Annotated in this window: 11 protein-coding genes; 2 read left to right on the top strand and 9 right to left on the bottom strand. The window is 75.4% G+C overall.

Going from position 1 to position 16,557, the window contains the following annotated elements:
- Window positions 1-18 precede the first annotated feature (18 nt).
- The gene (gene ftsZ / locus AC6EXY_RS10945) at window positions 19-1,548 is read right to left on the bottom strand and encodes a cell division protein FtsZ (protein WP_101829796.1); all 1,530 of its coding nucleotides are present in this window, start codon (window positions 1,546-1,548) and stop codon (window positions 19-21) included.
- 321 nt (window positions 1,549-1,869) lie between these two features.
- Here ftsZ and AC6EXY_RS10950 point away from each other — a divergent pair, with 321 nt between their 5' ends.
- On the top strand, window positions 1,870-3,684 hold the full coding sequence (locus tag AC6EXY_RS10950; protein WP_243407077.1) for a UDP-N-acetylmuramate--L-alanine ligase: 1,815 nt from the start codon (window positions 1,870-1,872) through the stop codon (window positions 3,682-3,684).
- 171 nt (window positions 3,685-3,855) lie between these two features.
- Window positions 3,856-4,392 (top strand): nitroreductase/quinone reductase family protein, encoded by a 537-nt coding sequence (locus tag AC6EXY_RS10955; RefSeq protein WP_101829795.1) that lies wholly within the window; start codon window positions 3,856-3,858, stop codon window positions 4,390-4,392.
- Between the two features lie 4 nt (window positions 4,393-4,396).
- Here AC6EXY_RS10955 and murG read toward each other — a convergent pair whose 3' ends face one another.
- The 8 genes from murG to ftsL form a co-directional block, all read right to left on the bottom strand.
- Window positions 4,397-5,527: an undecaprenyldiphospho-muramoylpentapeptide beta-N-acetylglucosaminyltransferase gene (murG, locus tag AC6EXY_RS10960; RefSeq protein WP_101829794.1), complete on the bottom strand. Its 1,131-nt coding sequence runs from the start codon at window positions 5,525-5,527 to the stop codon at window positions 4,397-4,399.
- A gap of 3 nt (window positions 5,528-5,530) precedes the next feature.
- The gene (gene ftsW / locus AC6EXY_RS10965) at window positions 5,531-7,249 is read right to left on the bottom strand and encodes a putative lipid II flippase FtsW (RefSeq protein WP_243407076.1); all 1,719 of its coding nucleotides are present in this window, start codon (window positions 7,247-7,249) and stop codon (window positions 5,531-5,533) included.
- Between the two features lie 3 nt (window positions 7,250-7,252).
- Window positions 7,253-8,695, bottom strand: a complete 1,443-nt coding sequence (gene murD / locus AC6EXY_RS10970; protein ID WP_101829793.1) for a UDP-N-acetylmuramoyl-L-alanine--D-glutamate ligase — start codon at window positions 8,693-8,695, stop codon at window positions 7,253-7,255.
- Window positions 8,696-8,701: 6 nt separating this feature from the next.
- Window positions 8,702-9,769: a phospho-N-acetylmuramoyl-pentapeptide-transferase gene (gene mraY / locus AC6EXY_RS10975; RefSeq protein ID WP_101829792.1), complete on the bottom strand. Its 1,068-nt coding sequence runs from the start codon at window positions 9,767-9,769 to the stop codon at window positions 8,702-8,704.
- Window positions 9,770-9,815: 46 nt separating this feature from the next.
- A complete protein-coding gene (locus AC6EXY_RS10980) occupies window positions 9,816-11,231 on the bottom strand; it encodes a UDP-N-acetylmuramoyl-tripeptide--D-alanyl-D-alanine ligase (RefSeq protein WP_101829791.1) in 1,416 nt (471 codons plus the stop codon).
- Window positions 11,228-12,832 (bottom strand): UDP-N-acetylmuramoyl-L-alanyl-D-glutamate--2,6-diaminopimelate ligase, encoded by a 1,605-nt coding sequence (locus AC6EXY_RS10985; RefSeq protein ID WP_499818605.1) that lies wholly within the window; start codon window positions 12,830-12,832, stop codon window positions 11,228-11,230. The genes AC6EXY_RS10980 and AC6EXY_RS10985 overlap by 4 nt, the downstream gene beginning before the upstream one ends.
- A gap of 197 nt (window positions 12,833-13,029) precedes the next feature.
- Complete coding sequence (locus tag AC6EXY_RS10990) at window positions 13,030-15,492, bottom strand: peptidoglycan D,D-transpeptidase FtsI family protein (RefSeq protein ID WP_499818606.1); 2,463 nt, start codon at window positions 15,490-15,492, stop codon at window positions 13,030-13,032.
- Window positions 15,493-15,501: 9 nt separating this feature from the next.
- Window positions 15,502-16,446 carry a cell division protein FtsL gene (gene ftsL / locus AC6EXY_RS10995; RefSeq protein WP_499842333.1) on the bottom strand — a complete coding sequence of 315 codons (945 nt, stop codon included), beginning with the start codon at window positions 16,444-16,446 and terminating at the stop codon, window positions 15,502-15,504.
- Between the last annotated feature and the right edge of the window lie 111 nt (window positions 16,447-16,557).

The raw sequence follows: 16,557 nt of genomic DNA on the forward strand, positions 1-16,557 counted from the left end.
AAGTCTGCCCGGCCGGGGCTATTTGAGGAAGTCCGGCACGTCCAGCTCGTCGTCGTCGGCGATCGGGCGGATCGGCCGGCGGGGCGGGTAGGTCGGGCGCGGCCCGGTGGCCCGCGGCTGCTCCGCCCGGTGCTGCTGGCCGTAGAGCGGGTCGGCGGCGGTCGGCTCGACGGGCTCCCGTGCCGGCGGGGCGACCCGCGACTCCACCGTCGGGATGACCGTCGGCTCGCCCGGGCCGAACGGCTCGCGCGTCGCCGCCGGCTCCGGCAGCGGGTCCGGGTGGTAGTGGCCCACGTTCGACGAGCTGATCGGCGACGGTGGGGCCTGCAGGTAGCTCGGCGTTGTCGGCGCCGGCTGGACCGGGGGCTGCGGCGGGACCGGCGGCGCGGGCGCCGGGGCCGGCGCGGCCGCGACCGTCCGGACCGGGGCGCCGGCGATCGTCGGCAGCGGCGGCAGGATCGTCGTGTTCGACGACGACCCGCCGGCCGGGGCCACCGCGGCCCCGGTGCCGGCGCCCGCCGGTGGACCGCCCTGGGCCGGCGGTCCCGGCGCGGCCGGGCGGCGCGTCGACGACGGGGCGAGACCCCGGGTGCGTCTGTCCTGCACCGTGTCGAAGCCGGCGGCGATGACCGTGACCCGCACCTCGTCCCCGAGCGCGTCGTCGATCACGGCACCGAAGATGATATTGGCCTCGGGATGCGCCGCGTCGGCGACGAGCTCGGCGGCGGCGTTGATCTCGAACAGACCGAGGTCCGACCCGCCGGAGATGTTGAGCAGCACGCCCTGGGCGCCGTCCATGCTCGCCTCCAGCAGCGGCGAGGCGATGGCCTGTTCGGCGGCGACCGTGGCGCGGTCGTCACCGCGGGCGCGGCCGATACCCATCAGGGCGCTGCCGGCGTGCGACATGACGGTCTTCACGTCGGCGAAGTCAAGGTTGATCAGGCCGGGGGTGGTGATCAGGTCCGTGATGCCCTGGACACCGGACAGCAGCACCTGGTCGGCACTGCGGAAGGCGTCGAGCACACTGATGTCACGGTCCGTCATCGCGAGCAGGCGGTCGTTCGGGATGACGATGAGGGTGTCGACCTCGTTGCGCAGAGTGTCGATACCCGTGTCGGCCTGGGTGGCCCGGCGCCGTCCCTCGAAGGTGAACGGGCGGGTGACCACACCGATGGTGAGGGCGCCGAGCGAGCGGGCCACGTTCGCGACGACGGGCGCGCCACCCGTCCCGGTGCCACCGCCCTCGCCCGCGGTGACGAAGACCATGTCGGCCCCCTTGAGGACCTCCTCGATCTCCTCACGGTGGTCCTCGGCGGCCTGGCGGCCCACCTCCGGGTCGGCCCCGGCGCCGAGGCCCCGGGTCAGCTCGCGGCCGACGTCGAGCTTGACGTCGGCGTCACTCATCAGCAGGGCCTGGGCGTCGGTGTTGATGGCGATGAACTCGACGCCCTTGAGACCGACTTCGATCATCCGGTTGACGGCGTTGACGCCACCACCACCGATCCCGACGACCTTGATGACCGCGAGATAGTTCTGTGGGGCAGCCATGCGGTGTCGGTCCTCCAGCGGCGTCGGTGGTCGGACGGGGATTGGCCCCGCCCCTGCGGCGCCGCGGGACGACACAGCCGCGCGGCGAGCGGGGGAAGCAGTCGGAGTCTCAACCTTCACCGTCAGCTAGACGGTTACAGTTATGTCAACTTCCGGCTGTGAATCGGACAGTAGGCACGGCTTCGGCGGGGGTCAAGGAAGCTGTCGGCGCGTCACACCGCTTCGTGTCTGCGATTTCTGGCACTTCCGTGTCGGCGGCCCCGTCGGGGCACGATCAAGGGGGAACGTGGGGGCCCGGCCGGGGAATGGTGTACTGCCCCCGTGACCCGTCACCGCACCCAGCACGTCCACTTCCTCGGCATCGGCGGCGCGGGCCTGTCGCCGCTGGCCCAGATCCATCTCGCCGGCGGCGGGACCGTCAGCGGCAGCGACGCGGAGGAGTCGCCGCGGGTGGCGACCCTGCGGGCCCGGGGCGTGCCCGTCCGGGTCGGCCCGCCGCCCGCCGCGGACGCGATCGCCGCCGAACTCGCCGGGGTGGACGTCGTCGTGGCCTCCAGCGCGCTGCCCGACGATCATCCTGAGATCGTCGCCGCCCGCCGGCTCGGCCTACCGGTGCGCCGGCGCACCGAGTGGCTGCCGGAGCTCACCGCCGACTACCGGCTGGTCGCGGTCGCCGGCTCGCACGGCAAGTCGACGACGTCGGCGATGCTGGCGCTGGTGCTGCGCGCCGCCGGGCTCGACCCGACGGCGGTCATCGGCGCCGAGGTGTCCCAACTCGGCGGGAACGCGCTGACCGGCGCCGGCGACGTGTTCGTGCTGGAGTCCGACGAGTACGGCGGCGCGTTCGCCGGGCTCGAGCCCACCGTCGCGGTGATCACCAACGTCGAGTGGGAGCACCCCGACATCTTCCCGGACGCCGCGGCCGTGCAGGCGGCCTTCACCGCCTTCGCCCGCCGGGTGCGGCCCGGCGGGCGCCTGGTGGTGTGCGGGGACGATCCCGGCGTGGCCGCCGTCCTGGCGCGGCTGAGCACCCCCGGCACGCCGCCCGAGCCGTCCGAGACGCCCGAGACGGCGCCGGTGGCGCCCGAGCCGGCGACATCCGCGGCCGGCACGACGGGGGCCGCGGCCGGGCCGGCGTTCAGCGTGATCGACTACGGGTTCGGCGCCGAGCGGCACTGGCGGGCGGTGGACGTGGACCCCACCCGCGGCGACGACACCGCCCGGGCGGTCGTGCTGCGCGGCGGCGAGGAGGTCGGCACCCTCACGCTCGGCGTGCCCGGCCGGCACTCCGTCCTCAACGCGCTCGCGGCCCTGGCCGTGGCCACCGATCTCGGCGTCGAGCCCGCCCAGTCCCTGGCGACCCTCGCCACCTACACCGGCGCGGCCCGCCGCTTCGAGTTCGTCGGCTTCTGGCGCGCCGCGGACGCCCCCGTGGCCGCGGCCCTCGGCCCCGTGGCGGCCGAAGCCCTGCAGGCCGTCCCCGGCGCCCGGGCCGCCTCCCTCGCCCCCCGGACCGCGGCCTCAGCACCCCTGACGGCGGCCCCAGCACCCCTGACGGCGGGCTCAGGCCCAGCGATCGCCACACCGGCGGCTCCCGCTCCGGTCTCGGCACCGGCCCTGGTTCCCATGCCGTCGGCCGGTGCGCCGGCAGCCGCGACGACGACCGCCGACGCGGACCCCGCGGGCGTCCACAGCCTCGAGATCATCGACGACTACGCGCATCACCCCACCGAGATCCGCCTGACGCTCGCCGCGGCCAGGTCCCGCGCCCGGGGCCGCGAGGTGTGGGCGGTCCTGCAGCCCCACACCTACAGCCGGTTCGCGGCGATGCTCGACGGCTTCGCCACCGCCTTCACCGACGCCGACCGGGTGTACGTCACCGACATCTACGCGGCCCGGGAGACCGACGACCTCGGCCGCCACCCCACCGACCTGGTCAAGCGGCTCTCCGACCCTGTCACAGCCGCCTACGTGCCCTGGCTGGCGCTGGTCGACCGCCTCGCCGCCGACGTCCGGACCGCGCTCACCGGCCCCGCCCCGTCCCACGGCGTCCTGCTGCTCACCCTGGGCGCGGGCACGATCACCACCGTCGGGCCGCGGCTGCTGGCCGCGCTGGAGGCACCGCCCGACGCCTGACGGCCACGCCCAGGCGTCGACGCCTGGGCGTCGACGGCGGACGGGCGGAGAACGGCGCGGCCCGCCCACCGGGGTGATCCTCCTCGCGGTTACGCGCTGTAAATGATTGACTACCGCAACACGTCCACCACCGGCCCCGGCCGGCGGCGACCGGTGAGGATCCTAGAGACGATGCCCGACACGCAGGACGCGCCCAGGCCCGGGTTCGACATCCGGGCGGTGAACCAGACCGTGATCGCCGAGTACCGGGCGACCGGCGGCGAGCTCGTGAAGACGCTGCCCGGTTCGCGGCTGGTGCTGCTGACGACAACCGGACGGCGCACCGGGCGGGAGCACACCACCCCGCTGGGCTACGTGCGGGACACCGCCACCGAGGACAGCGCGAGCGCCGGCGGCAATGCCGACGGCGGCGGCGAGAGCGACCCCGGCGGCAACGACGGCGACAGCAACGGCGGCGGGCGGATCGTCGTGTTCGCCTCGAACATGGCCGCGCCGCGCGACCCGGACTGGTACCGCAACCTGGCGGCGAACCCGAAGGTCGTCGTGGAGCTCGGCACCGAGCGCCACGAGGCGGAGGCCCTCACCGCCACCGGCACCGAGCGCGAACGTCTCTACCAGGCCCTGGTTGCGGCGATGCCCGGCATCCAGGGCCATCAGGAGCAGGTGGACCGCGAGATCCCGGTGGTGGTGCTGTCCCTGCTGCGCTGAGCGGTCAGGAGGCGGCGTGGCGGGGGCGGGAACGGCGCCGGGTGCCCGCGGCCTCGCGGATCATGCCGACGATCGCCGAGGCGGCCTGCGGGTAGCCGGTGCCGGCGCAGGCCGCCGACATCTTCGCCAGCCGCTCCGCCGAGGTGAGCACCGGCAGCACGTTGGCGATCAGCCAGTCGGCGGACAGCTCGGCGTCGTCGACGAGCAGGCCGCCGCCCGCCTCGACGGTGGGCAGGGCGTTGCGGCGCTGCTCGCCGTTGCCGATCGGCAGTGGGACGTAGGCCGCCGGCAGACCGACGGCGGCGAGCTCGGCGCAGGTCATCGCGCCGGAGCGGCACAGCGTCATGTCGGCGGCGGCGTACGCCGACGCCATGTCGTCCAGGTAGGGGCGCAGCTCGTAGGGGGCCGGCAGGCCACGGGGTAGCGCGGCGGCGACGTCGTCGTAGTTCTTCGGTCCGGCGGCGTGCAGGACCTGGACACCGGCGGTGGCCAGCGGGCGGGCCGCCGCCGTCATCACCTGGTTGAGGCTGCGGGCGCCCTGCGAGCCGCCGAAGACGAGCAGCGTGGGGCGGTGCGGGTCAAGCCGGTAGTGGGCCCGCGCGGCGCGGGCGGCGGTCGGCGACCGGTCCAGGGTGAGGATCTCCTCGCGCAGCGGGATGCCGGTCAGGGTGGCCCCGCGCAGCGGCGTGCTCGGGTACGAGGTGGCCACGAACGGGGTGAACCGGGCGCCGAGCCGGTTGGCCATGCCGGGCAGCGGGTTCGCCTCGTGCACGACGATCGGGATGCCGCGCCGGCGCGCGGCCAGGTAGGCCGGCACCGACACGTAGCCGCCGAAGCCGACGACGACGTCGGCGCGCACCTCGTCCAGGGTCGCGCCGGCCTGGCGGACCGCGTCGAACAGCCGGCCGGGGAGCTTCAGCAGCGCGGCGCCGGGCCTGCGGGGCATCGGCACCTTGGGCACCGTCGCCAGCTCGTACCCGCGGGCGGGCACCAGCCGCGCCTCCAGGCCGACGGAGGTGCCGAGCAGGGTCAGCCGCGTCCGGGGCTCGGCGGCACGCAGGGCGTCCGCGACCGCGAGGGCGGGTTCGACATGGCCGGCTGTCCCGCCGCCGGCGAGCACGACACTTCGCAACATCGCTCAAGACGATGACACATCGCGCCGCCCCGTGGACAGACCGGCCCCACCGGCTCGCCCGGCGGAACCGGGTGATACGCGCTCCGACCGGCCCGTCCGCCCCGGAGAGGCCACGCTGTTCGCCGCCGGGGACACCTTTTTGATCTTACCTTTCCTGGATCCCCTGCCCGCGACGAAGGTCGTCACCGACGAGGCGGGAGTCTCGCCGCCGCGGCGCCCGTCTCCCCCGGTGGTCGCCTTCCCGCGACGGCGCGCAGCGGGGCCGTGCTCGCCGGGGTCGGCGTCCTCGTCGTCGCGCAGGGGCACCAGTCCGAGGTCCGGGCGGCGCGTGCGGGCTCCCGGCAGCACCCGGCGTGCCCGCGCGCGCCACGGCTCGGCCCGCGCCGCGCGGCGTTCCTCCGCCCGGCGCCGCAGGTACTGCGCCGCGGCCGGCTCGGAGCGGGCGAAGGCGAGCAGCATGCCCAGCGCCGTCAGGGTCGGCAGCAGCGACGATCCGCCGAACGACACCAGCGGCAGCGTGACGCCGGTGATCGGCAGCAGGCCGACGACCGCGCCCATGTTCACCACCGCCTGGACGATGATCCACGCCGTCACCCCGGCGGCGGCCAGGCGCACGAACAGGTCGTCCGTGCGGTGCGCGATGCGCAGCCCCGCGTAGCCCATCACCCCGAACAGGCCCACCACCACCAGGCTGCCGACGAGTCCCAGCTCCTCGCCGATGATCGCCAGGATGAAGTCGGTGTGCACGGCGGGTAGCAGCTCCGGCCACTTCTCCCGGGACGCGCCGAGCCCCTCCCCCCACCAGCCGCCCGTGGACAGCGCGTAGATGCCCTGTACCGCCTGGAAGCCGTTGCCGCTGGCGTCGGAGAAGGGGTCGGTGAACGACAGCAGCCGCTTCAGCCGGTAGGGCTCGGCGACCGCCAGGATGGTCGCCGCCGTGATCATGGTGGCCAGCACCGCGCCGTAGAAGCGCTTCGGCGTGCCGATCACCCACAGGATCGTCAGAGGCACGACCGTCACGCAGATCGCGCCGCCGAGGTCCGGCTCCAGCAGCATGAGCAGGTCGATGAACAGGAACGCCGGCACCAGCGGGACGAACAGGTGCTTGGGGTCGGACAGCCGCCGCCGCTTGCGCACCAGCAGGTCCGAGCACCACAGCACCAGCGCGATCTTCGCGAGCTCGCTGGGCTGGATGGTGATCGGGCCGACGACGATCCACTGCCGGGCCCCGCCCCGGACGCTGCCGATGCCCGGCACGAGCACGACCATGAGCAGGAACACCGTGACGCCGAGCAGCGGGTAGGCCAGCGCGCGGAACACCCGCACCGGCATCCGGCTGGCCAGCACGACGATCGGCAGGCCGATGCCCACCCAGGTCGCCTGCCGGATGAACAGCGTGTAGGACGAGCCGAAGTCTGCGTAGGACCGCACGCTCGACGCGGAGAGCACCATCACCAGGCCGAGCAGCAGCAGCAGGCCGGCGGAGGACAGCAGCAGGTAGTACGACGCCAGCGGCCGGTCGAGCAGCGGCGCCCGCGACGCGGCGGCGGCCTCCTCCTCGCCGTCGCCCTGGCCACCGGATCCGCCCCGGCCGCCGGAGCCACCGGAGCCGCCGGAGCCACGGGGGCCGCTCCCGCCGTCCCGGACGGCCCGCACCGCCCGCACGGCCGCCGGACGGGTCGCCCCGCCGGCCGCTCTGGGTCCCGACCCCGACCCCGCCACGCCTCACCCCTCTCGTGCGCGCACCGCCTCCGCGAACTGGTCGCCGCGGGCCGCGTAGTCGCGGAACATGTCCATCGACGCGGCGGCCGGCGCGAGCAGCACCGTGTCACCACTGTGGGCGAGCGTCGCGGCGGTCTCCACGGCATCGTCCATGCCGGCGGCCCGTTCGACGGGGACATCGGGGGCGTGTCGGGCGAGCGCGGCGGCGATCTCGTCCGCGCACGACCCGATCAGCACGACCGCCCGCAGCCCGCCGCGGGCCTGTCGTACCAGGTCATCGAAGGTAAGGCCCTTGTTCAGGCCACCGGCGATCCACACGACGGAGGGGTAGCCGACCAGGGAGGCCGCTGCGGCGTGCGGGTTCGTCGCCTTGCTGTCGTCGACCCAGCGCACGCCGTCGACGACGGCGACCTCGGCGTTGCGGTGGGCGCCGGCGCGGAAGGCGGCGAGCGCCGCGCCGATCGCGGCGGGCTCGACGCCCTCGGCGCGGGCGAGCGCCGCGGCGGCGAGCGCGTTGGAGATCATGTGCGGCCCGCTCACCCGCAGGTCCCGCAGGGCGATGATCCGACCCCCGCCGAACGCGTGATCGACGAGGTGGCCGTCCTCGACCGTCAGCCCGGGAAGCCCGAGCCCGCCGCCACCGCGGGTGGCACCGCGGCTGTCAGGGCCGCCGAGGCCGCGGGCGAATCCCGGATCGGGCCGGGCGGCCGGGTCGCGGCCGAACAGGACGCGCCGGCCGGGCGCGGCGGCCAGCAGCCGCACGCTCGCCGGGTCGTCGGCGTTGCCGACGGCGATCGTCGCCGGATCCCGCCAGATCCGTGCCTTCGCCTCGGCGTACGCCTCGGCGCCGCCGTGCCAGTCCAGGTGGTCCGGGGCGACGTTGAGCACGGTCGCGGCCAGCGGGACGACGCTGTGCGTGTAATGCAGCTGGAAGCTGGACAGCTCGACGGCGAGCGCCTCGAACGGCGGCCGAGCATCCACTGCCTCGACGATCGGGGTGCCGATGTTGCCGGCGGTGGTGGCGCGCCGCCCTCCGGTGGCGAGCATGGCGCCGAGCATCTCGGTGGTCGTCGTCTTGCCGTTCGTGCCGGTGACGGCCAGCCAGCGCCGGTCGCCGCCGGCCCAGTGCCAGGCGAGTTCCACCTCGCCCCACACCGGCACCCCGGCCGCCGCCGACCCGGTGATCAGCGGCGCGGTCGGCGGCACCCCCGGCGAGGTGACGACGAGGGACGCCTCGCCCGGCCCGGCGGGCAGCCCGCCGAGGTCGACCACGGCGCCGGCGGCCCGCAGCGCGTCCGCCGCCGCCCGCTGCCGCTCCCCGTCGGCCGCGTCGACGACCCGCACCCGCGCGCCCCGGGCCAGCAGCGCCCGCGCCGCGGCCGCGCCGGACACCCCGACGCCGACGACGAGCACCGGCCGTCCGGCCCAGTCAGTCTCGGCGGCCATGGTGGGCTAACTCCCCCCGTGGCTGAGGAACTCGGCGTAGAACAGCCCGAGGCCGAACGCGACCGCGAGGCCGGAGACGATCCAGAACCGGATGATCACGGTCGTCTCGGGCCATTCGGCGAGCTCGAAATGGTGGTGGATCGGCGCCATGTTGAACACCCGCCGTTTGGTCGCCTTGAAGAAGGCCACCTGGATCAGGACGGACAGCGTCTCGATGACGAACAGCCCGCCGAGCACGACGAGCAGCAGCTCGGTGCGGCTGACGATGGCGATGCTGGCGAACGCGCCGCCGAGCGCCAGCGACCCGGTGTCCCCCATGAAGATCTTCGCGGGGCTCGCGTTCCACCACAGGAAGCCGAAACAGGCCCCCATCGCCGCCGCCGCGACGAGCGCCACGTCCAGCGGGTCGCGCACCAGGTAGCACCCGTCCGGCGAGTCACTCGGCATGCACTGGTTGCCGAACTGCCAGAACGAGATGACGACGTAGGCGCCGAACACCATCGCGGACGACCCGGCGGCCAGGCCGTCCAGGCCGTCGGTGAGGTTCACCGCGTTCGACGTCGCCGCGATGATGATCCAGGCCAGCAGCGGGAACGCGAAGATGCCGACGGACAGCCCGGTGTCGCGCACGATCGAGATGTACGTCGACCCCGGCAGCAGCCCGTGGTCGTTCTTGAACCGGACGGCGAGCAGGCCGAAGGCGAACGCGACCGCGGCCTGCCCGGCGAACTTCATCCGCGCGGTGAGCCCGAGGCTGCGCTGCTTACGGATCTTGATGTAGTCGTCGAGGAAGCCGACGAGCCCGAGACCGGTCATCACCAGCAGCACCAGCAGTCCGGACGCGGTGAAACCGATCCCGGTGACCAGATGGGCGATGAAGTACCCGGCCAGGGCGGCCACGATGATCACCGTGCCGCCCATGGTGGGCGTCCCCCGCTTGGTGAGGTGGCTCGACGGGCCGTCCTCCCGGATCTCCTGTCCGTATCCCTGCCGGCGGAACAGCCGGATCACCCAGGGCGTGCCGAGCAACGACACGATCAGCGCGACCATGGCCGCGATCAGGACGCCTCTCACCCGTGGGTCACCCGCGCGGGTCCGCGTTGCCGCCAGCCGTCCGTCCTCATGTCCCCTCGATCCCGTCGCCGTCGACGCCGAACTTCGCCACCACGTCCGCCGCGACCCGCTCCAGACCGTAGGACCGGCTGGCCTTGACCAGCACGGCATCGTCCGGCCGGGCGAGCGCGACCACCGCCGCCACCGCTTCGTCCACGTCGGCCACCCACACCGACTCACCCGTCCAGGCGCCATCCCGACGGGCCGCCTCGTCGACCCGCCGCGTCGCCGAACCCACCGCGACGAGCCGGTCGACACCGAGCCGGGCCGCGAGGCGGCCGAGCGCGTCGTGCTCGTCGTCGGCGGCGTCGCCGAGCTCCCCCATCCCGCCGAGCACCGCGATCGCCCGTCCGCCCGCCGGGCGCATGGCGACCAGCGTGCGCAGCGCCGCCGCCATCGACTCCGGGTTGGCGTTGTAGGCGTCGTTGACGACCACGACGCCGGCCCGGGTCGAGGTGACCTCCATCCGCCAGCGGCTGCGCGGGCGGGCCGCGCCCAGGGCGGCGGCGATCCGGGCCGGGGCGAGACCGAGGCGCAGCGCCACGGCCGCTGCGGCCAGCGCGTTGGGCACCTGGTGGGCACCGACGAGCCCGAGCGTCACCGGATGGCACTCACCGCCCGCGACCAGCGTGAACGAGGCACGCCCGGTGCCGTCGACGCGGATCTCGCCGTCGGCCCGCACGTCCGCGCCCGGCGCCGCGCCGAACGTCAGCACCTCGGCGCCGGCCCCGGCGCGCGCCGCCATCGCGGCGACCAGCGGATCGTCGGCGTTGAGCACGACCGCGTCCGACGCCGCCTCGGCGAGCTCGCCCTTGGCCGCGGCGATCCCGGCCCGGCCGTCGGCGTACTCGCCGACGTGCGCGCTGCCGACGTTGAGCACCGCGCCGATGGCCGGGCGGGCCACCGCGCACAGCGTGGCGATGTGCCCGAGGCCGCGCGCGCCCATCTCCAGCACGACGAACGCGGTGTCCGGCTCGGTGCGCAGCAGGGTCAGCGGCAGGCCAATCTCGTTGTTGAACGAGCCCGGCGCGGCGACCGTCGGGCCGAGTTCGGCCAGCAGGTCGGCGATCAGATCCTTGGTGGTGGTCTTGCCGGCCGAGCCGGTGACGGCGACGACGGTGGCGCCCGCCAGGTCACGCACGTGGGCGGCCAGCGCCGCGAGCGCGGCGTGCGGGTCGGCGACGACGACGGCCGGCACCCCCACCGGGCGGGCGGCGAGCACCGCGACGGCGCCCGCGGCGGACGCGGCGGTGGCGAAGTCGTGCCCGTCGACGCGGCTGCCGGCGAGGGCGACGAACAGCGTGCCGGGGCCGGCCGCGCGGGAGTCGACGCTCACCGCGCGCACCACCGCGGCCGGGTCGGCCTGCGCGTCGAGCCGGCCGCCCGTCGCCGCGGCCACCTCGGCCAGGGTAAGCGGGATCATCCGCCCGCCGCCGCGTCGAGGGCGGCCCGCAGCACCAGCCGGTCGTCGAACGGGGTCACCACACCGTCCTGCTCCTGCCCGGACTCGTGGCCCTTGCCGGCCACGACGACCGCGTCCTGCGGCCCCGCCTCGGCGACCGCCGCGGCGATGGCGGCGGCCCGGTCCGGCTCGACGCGCACCCGGTCGTCCCCGGCGCCGCGCAGCTGCGCCGGCACGCCGGCGAGCATGGCGGCGAGGATCTCGTCCGGGTCCTCGGAACGCGGATTGTCGTTGGTGAGGATCGCGAGGTCGGCGAGGGTCGCCGCGGCGGCGCCCATCAACGGGCGCTTGCCGCGGTCACGGTCGCCGCCGCAGCCGAGCACGATGATGATCCTGCCCTTCACCAGGGGACGGACGGTCTCCAGCAGCGTCGTCACCGCGTCCGGGGTGTGCGCGAAGTCGACGAGCGCCAGGAAGGGCTGGCCGGCGTCGACCCGCTCCATCCGACCGGGCACGCCGGGCAGCGCGCCGATCCCGGCGGCCGCGGCGGCCGGGTCGACCCCGACCGTGGCCAGCAGCGCCAGGGCGCCCAGCGCGTTGGCGATGTTGAACATACCGGGCAGCGGGACGGACAGCGCCACCCGCAGCCCGCCCGGCCCGCGGGCGAGCAGCTCGCTGCCGGTGGGCCCGGCGGTGATGTCGCGGGCCGTCCAGTCGGCCGGGCCCTCGACGGCGAAGGTGATCGCGTCCGGGCGGCGGGCGGCGAGGCGGCGTCCCCAGGCGTCGGCGACGCCGATCACCGCCGCCTGGGACCGGTCCGGGGTGAACAGCGACGCCTTGGCCTCGAAGTAGTCGTCCATCGTGGGGTGGAAGTCCAGATGGTCCTGGCTGAGGTTGGTAAACAGCGCACCGGCGAAGTGCAGCGCGTCCGCCCGGTGCTGGGCCAGCGCGTGGCTGGACACCTCCATCGCCGCCGCGTCGACACCCTCCTCGAGCATGACGGCGAGCAGCGCCTGCAGGTCGCTGGCCTCCGGGGTCGTGTGGGCGCTGGCGAGACGGCGCGGCCCGATGCGGGTCTCGACCGTGCCGATCAGCCCGGTGGTGTGCCCGGCGGCGCGCAGGCCGGCGTCGAGCAGGAACGCGGTGGTCGTCTTGCCGTTCGTCCCGGTGACGCCGAGGAGGCGCAGCCGGGCGGACGGATCGCCGTGGATCCGCGCGGCCACCGGCGCCAGATCGCGCCGTGGATCCGCGCTGACCAGCACGGGTACCCCCGGCCGGGCGTCGGTCGCGGCGGCGATGCGGCCCGCGCCGTCGGCGTCGGTCAGGACCGCGACGGCGCCGGCGGCGAGCGCGGCGGCGGTGAACCGGGCGCCGTGGACATGCGCGCCGGGCAGCGCCGCGTACAGGTCGCCGGGCACGACCTGGCGGGAGTCATGCGTGACGCCGCGCACGAGCACGCCCGGCCAGTCCTCGCCGCCGCCGGGACCGGGTACGGGGGCCTCGGTCACGGGGGCCTCGGTCACGGGGGCGGCGGCCTGCGGCGCGGGGGCGGTGAGCACCGCACGGAGGTCAGCCAGGCCGCACGGGCGCGGGGCGGCCGGTCGGGGTGCCGGAGGGGTCACGCTCACGACCTTAGTAGGAGCAAGCACGGCCATCCGCACGGGCGCCCGGGCATCGGGGTGGTCCGTCCCCAGGTGCCGGAGTGTCGCCCCCAACAGAGCCCTGACCAGGGTGGTACAGGCCCGGCGAGGCCGGGCGAACCGTGCCGGCGGGCGGCGGATCGTCCGTCCGGAGGGAGGTGATACGCACGAGTTGTGGACTACTTGTCAAGATCGAGGACCAGAGGCGCGGGCTTCGTCGTCGGCTGCGGCACGCCCAGCGTGGTCAGTGCGAAGCTCATCACCTTCTGGAACACCGGCGCGGCGACCTGACCGCCGAAGTACCCGTTCTTCGGGTTGTCCAGGACGACCTCGACGACGACCCGCGGGTTGTCGGCGGGCGCGAACCCGATGAACGACGAGGTATGGCCCTCGTACCCGCCGTGCACCGGGTCGGGCCGGTCGGCGGTGCCCGTCTTGCCGGCCACCCGGTAGCCGGGGACCTCGGCGAGCGGCGCGGTGCCCTCGTTGGTCGCCACCGCCTCCAACATCCGGGTCAGCGTCGAGGCCGTCTGGGCGCTGACGACCCGCTGGCCGGGCGGGTGCGGCATCGGCTGGACCTTCCCGTCCGGACCGGTGATCGCGTCGACGAGCCGGGGCGTCACCCGCACACCGCCGTTCGCGATCGTCGCGTACACCGAGGCCATCTGCAGGGCGGTGGCCGACATGCCCTGCCCGTAGGAGATCGTCGCGACCTGGCTGCCCGACCAGTCCTTCGACGGGGGCAGCAGGCCGGCGCCCTCGCCGGGGAAGTCCAGCCCGGTCTTCGCGCCCAGGCCGAAGGCCCGCAGCGCCTGCTCGAGCCCGGCGCGCCCCACCTTGTCCGCGACCTCGACGGTGCCGATGTTGCTGGAGCGGGCCAGCACCCCCGCCGTCGTCAGGTGCTCGACGCCGTGCGGCTCCGCGTCCCTGATGGGCACCCCGCCGCGGGTGATCGACGGCGGGACGGTCATCGGCGTCTCGGCGGTGACCAGGCCGCGGTCCAGCGCCGCCGCCATCGTGATCACCTTGTTGACACTGCCCGGCTCGTAGGCGTCCTGGGTGGCTCTGTTCCCCAGCGCCTTCGTGTCCTGCGCGGTGATGTGATTGGGGTCGAACTGAGGGGCGTCGGCCATCGCGAGGATGTCCCCGCTGCGGGGAACCGTCACGACGACCGTGCCACCGTCGGCCTGCGACGAGGTGACCGCCTCGGCGATGGCGTTCTGCGCGTTCCACTGGATGTCACGGTCCAGGGTGAGCCGCAGCGCGGAGCCCGGCTCGGGGTCCTTCTGCCGGGTGTGCCCGGAGGGGATCTCGATGCCCTCCGGGTTGGCCAGCAGCTGGCGCAGGCCGTCGGTGCCGCGCAGCACCTTGTCATAGGCGAGTTCCAGCCCGCCGCCGCCCTTGAGCACGTCGCCGTCACCGTGACGCATAAACCCGACGACGTTCGCGGCCAGCGCGCCGGCGGGGTAGGTACGGCCGCGTTCCTCGGTGATGCCGATGCCGCGCAGCTCCAGCTTCGTGACCTTGTCCCCGACGTCCGGTGTCAGGCCGCGGGCGAGGTAGACGAACTTGGTGTGGTCGTCGTCGGGCTTGACGGTCATCCGTTTTCCGAGGGTCGCCGCGTCGACCCCGAGCAGCGGAGAAAGCTTCACGGCGGTGGCGTGGGCGTCGCGGACGTTCTGCGGGTTCGCGTAGACGGCGCGCAGCTCGACGTGCTGGGCCAGGGTGTGCCCGGACCGGTCGGTGATGGACCCACGCGCGGCCGGCAGCACGATCGTGCGCAGCCGCTGCGCCTCGGCCTGAGCCGCGTAGGTCGACGCCGAGATGCCCTGCAGCTGCGTCAGGCGCACGGCCAGGATGCCGAGCAGCACACACATGAACACGACCGTGGCCCGCACCCGCCGTCGCGGGCTACCCAGCCGGTAGCTGCGGGGCGGGCGGCGCCGGCGCACCGGCGGACGGCGGCCACCCGCCCCGCGTACCGGACCCGACCGGCCGCCCGAACTGCCCCGGCCGCCCTGCCCTCCGGCCGCGAGGCGGCCCGCGGTACCAGGACGGTAGACGCGCCGCCCGCCTGACCCGCCACCCGATCGCGCCGCACCGGACCCACCGGACCCGCCACGCGCGGGCCGCCGGACCGGAGCGCGCCGATCGCGCCCGCCCTCGACTCGGTGGTCCTCGCGGCCGTCGCCGTACTCGCCGTCAGCCTCGCCGGAGGAGTCGGAGCGCCTACGCCCCGAGCCACGGCCAGCGCGGTAGCCATCGTCATAACCGTCGTCGTGGCCGCCGCCGTCGTAGCCGTCGTCGTCATAACCGCCGCCGTCATAACCGTCGTCGTCGTGGCCGCCGTCGTCGTAGCCGCGGCTGTCGTGGTCCTCGACGCGGTAGCGCGGGCGGGGGCGCCGCCGGGCGTCCTCGCGCGGGCGGCGGCCGTCGCCGCGGTGCCGGCGGCCGTCCTCGCGGTAGGGGCGGTCGTCCTCACGGCCGTCGGCGGTGTCGTAGCGGTCGTCCGGGTCGTGACGGGAGGCGCCGTGGTCGTCGTCCCGGCGCAGTCGCCCGCCGTGGACGGACGCCGGCGGCGGGGTCACGAGCCGCAGCCGGCCCCGCCCACGCCGAGGGGGGCCGGACAGGGTGGAGCTCACCGCCCGACGTCACCTCCGCCCGGCGATGTCCGTACCGGTGGTGGCGGCGGCGCCGGCACCCGCACCGCCAGCGGTTCCGCCCACGGCGCCCGTGGCGCCACCGGCCCCGCCCGCCGCCGCGCCGCCCGTACCCACTTCCCCGCCCGCCGTGGCACCGCCCGAGCCGGAGGCGTCGCCACCGGGTGCGGCACCGCCAGGCGTGCCGTGGCCCGCGCCGCCACCCGACACCGGGCTGCCCGCGGAAGCGCCGCCGCCCGTGACGGGCGCCGCGCCATGCTCGGTTCCGGCGCCGTGCTCGGTTCCGACGCCGTGCCCGGTACCCGACGACGCCACGCCGGAAGACGTGCCGCCGGTCGTCCCCGCCCCCGCCGGGGTGCCGCCCGTCGCCGTGCCACCCGTCGTGACGCCGGTGGTCGTCGCACCGCCGGCCGCGGTGCCGCCCGCCACCGCGGTGCCGGCCCCGTTGGTTCCGGCGGCGCCGGCGGGCGCCGTGGACCCGGTGCCGGCGGCACCGGCCGCGGGCGGCTGCTGACCGGGCGGGGCGGGCACGATCACCAGCACGGCGCCGTTGTCCGGCTCGCGGGACAGCACCCGCGCGCCGGCGGGCAGCGGCGAGCCCGGGGGGAGGTACTGCGGCACCCCGCCGGGGATCATCCCGTCGCGGGCGGCGGCGGCCGCGAGGGCCGCCGGGTCGGAGAGCTGGTCGGCCCGCACGGCGAGCGACTGCTGCTCGTCAGCGAGCGACGCGGCCTGGCCTCGCAGCCGGCTCTCCTGGAACGAGCCCTCCATGAGCGCGAGGTTGACCAGCAGCAGCCCCAGCAGCCCGGCCCCGAGCAGCACCAGCAGCAGGACGACGAACGGTCCCTTGCGGGCCCCGGACGGCGCCGGCCGCACCACTGTGAGCGGCGTGCGCGCGGGTGCCCGCCGCGGCGCCGGGTTCCCCGTCGGGGTCACGGTCGGGCGGTAGGTCGTCCGGGAGCGCCGTTCACCGCGCGCTCCCGAAAGGCACGACCATGCGTTTCACCTCCGAACAGCGCCTCGACGACGGCGGCGTCCTCGAACGCG

It is taken from the genome of Frankia sp. RB5 (assembly GCF_059816245.1).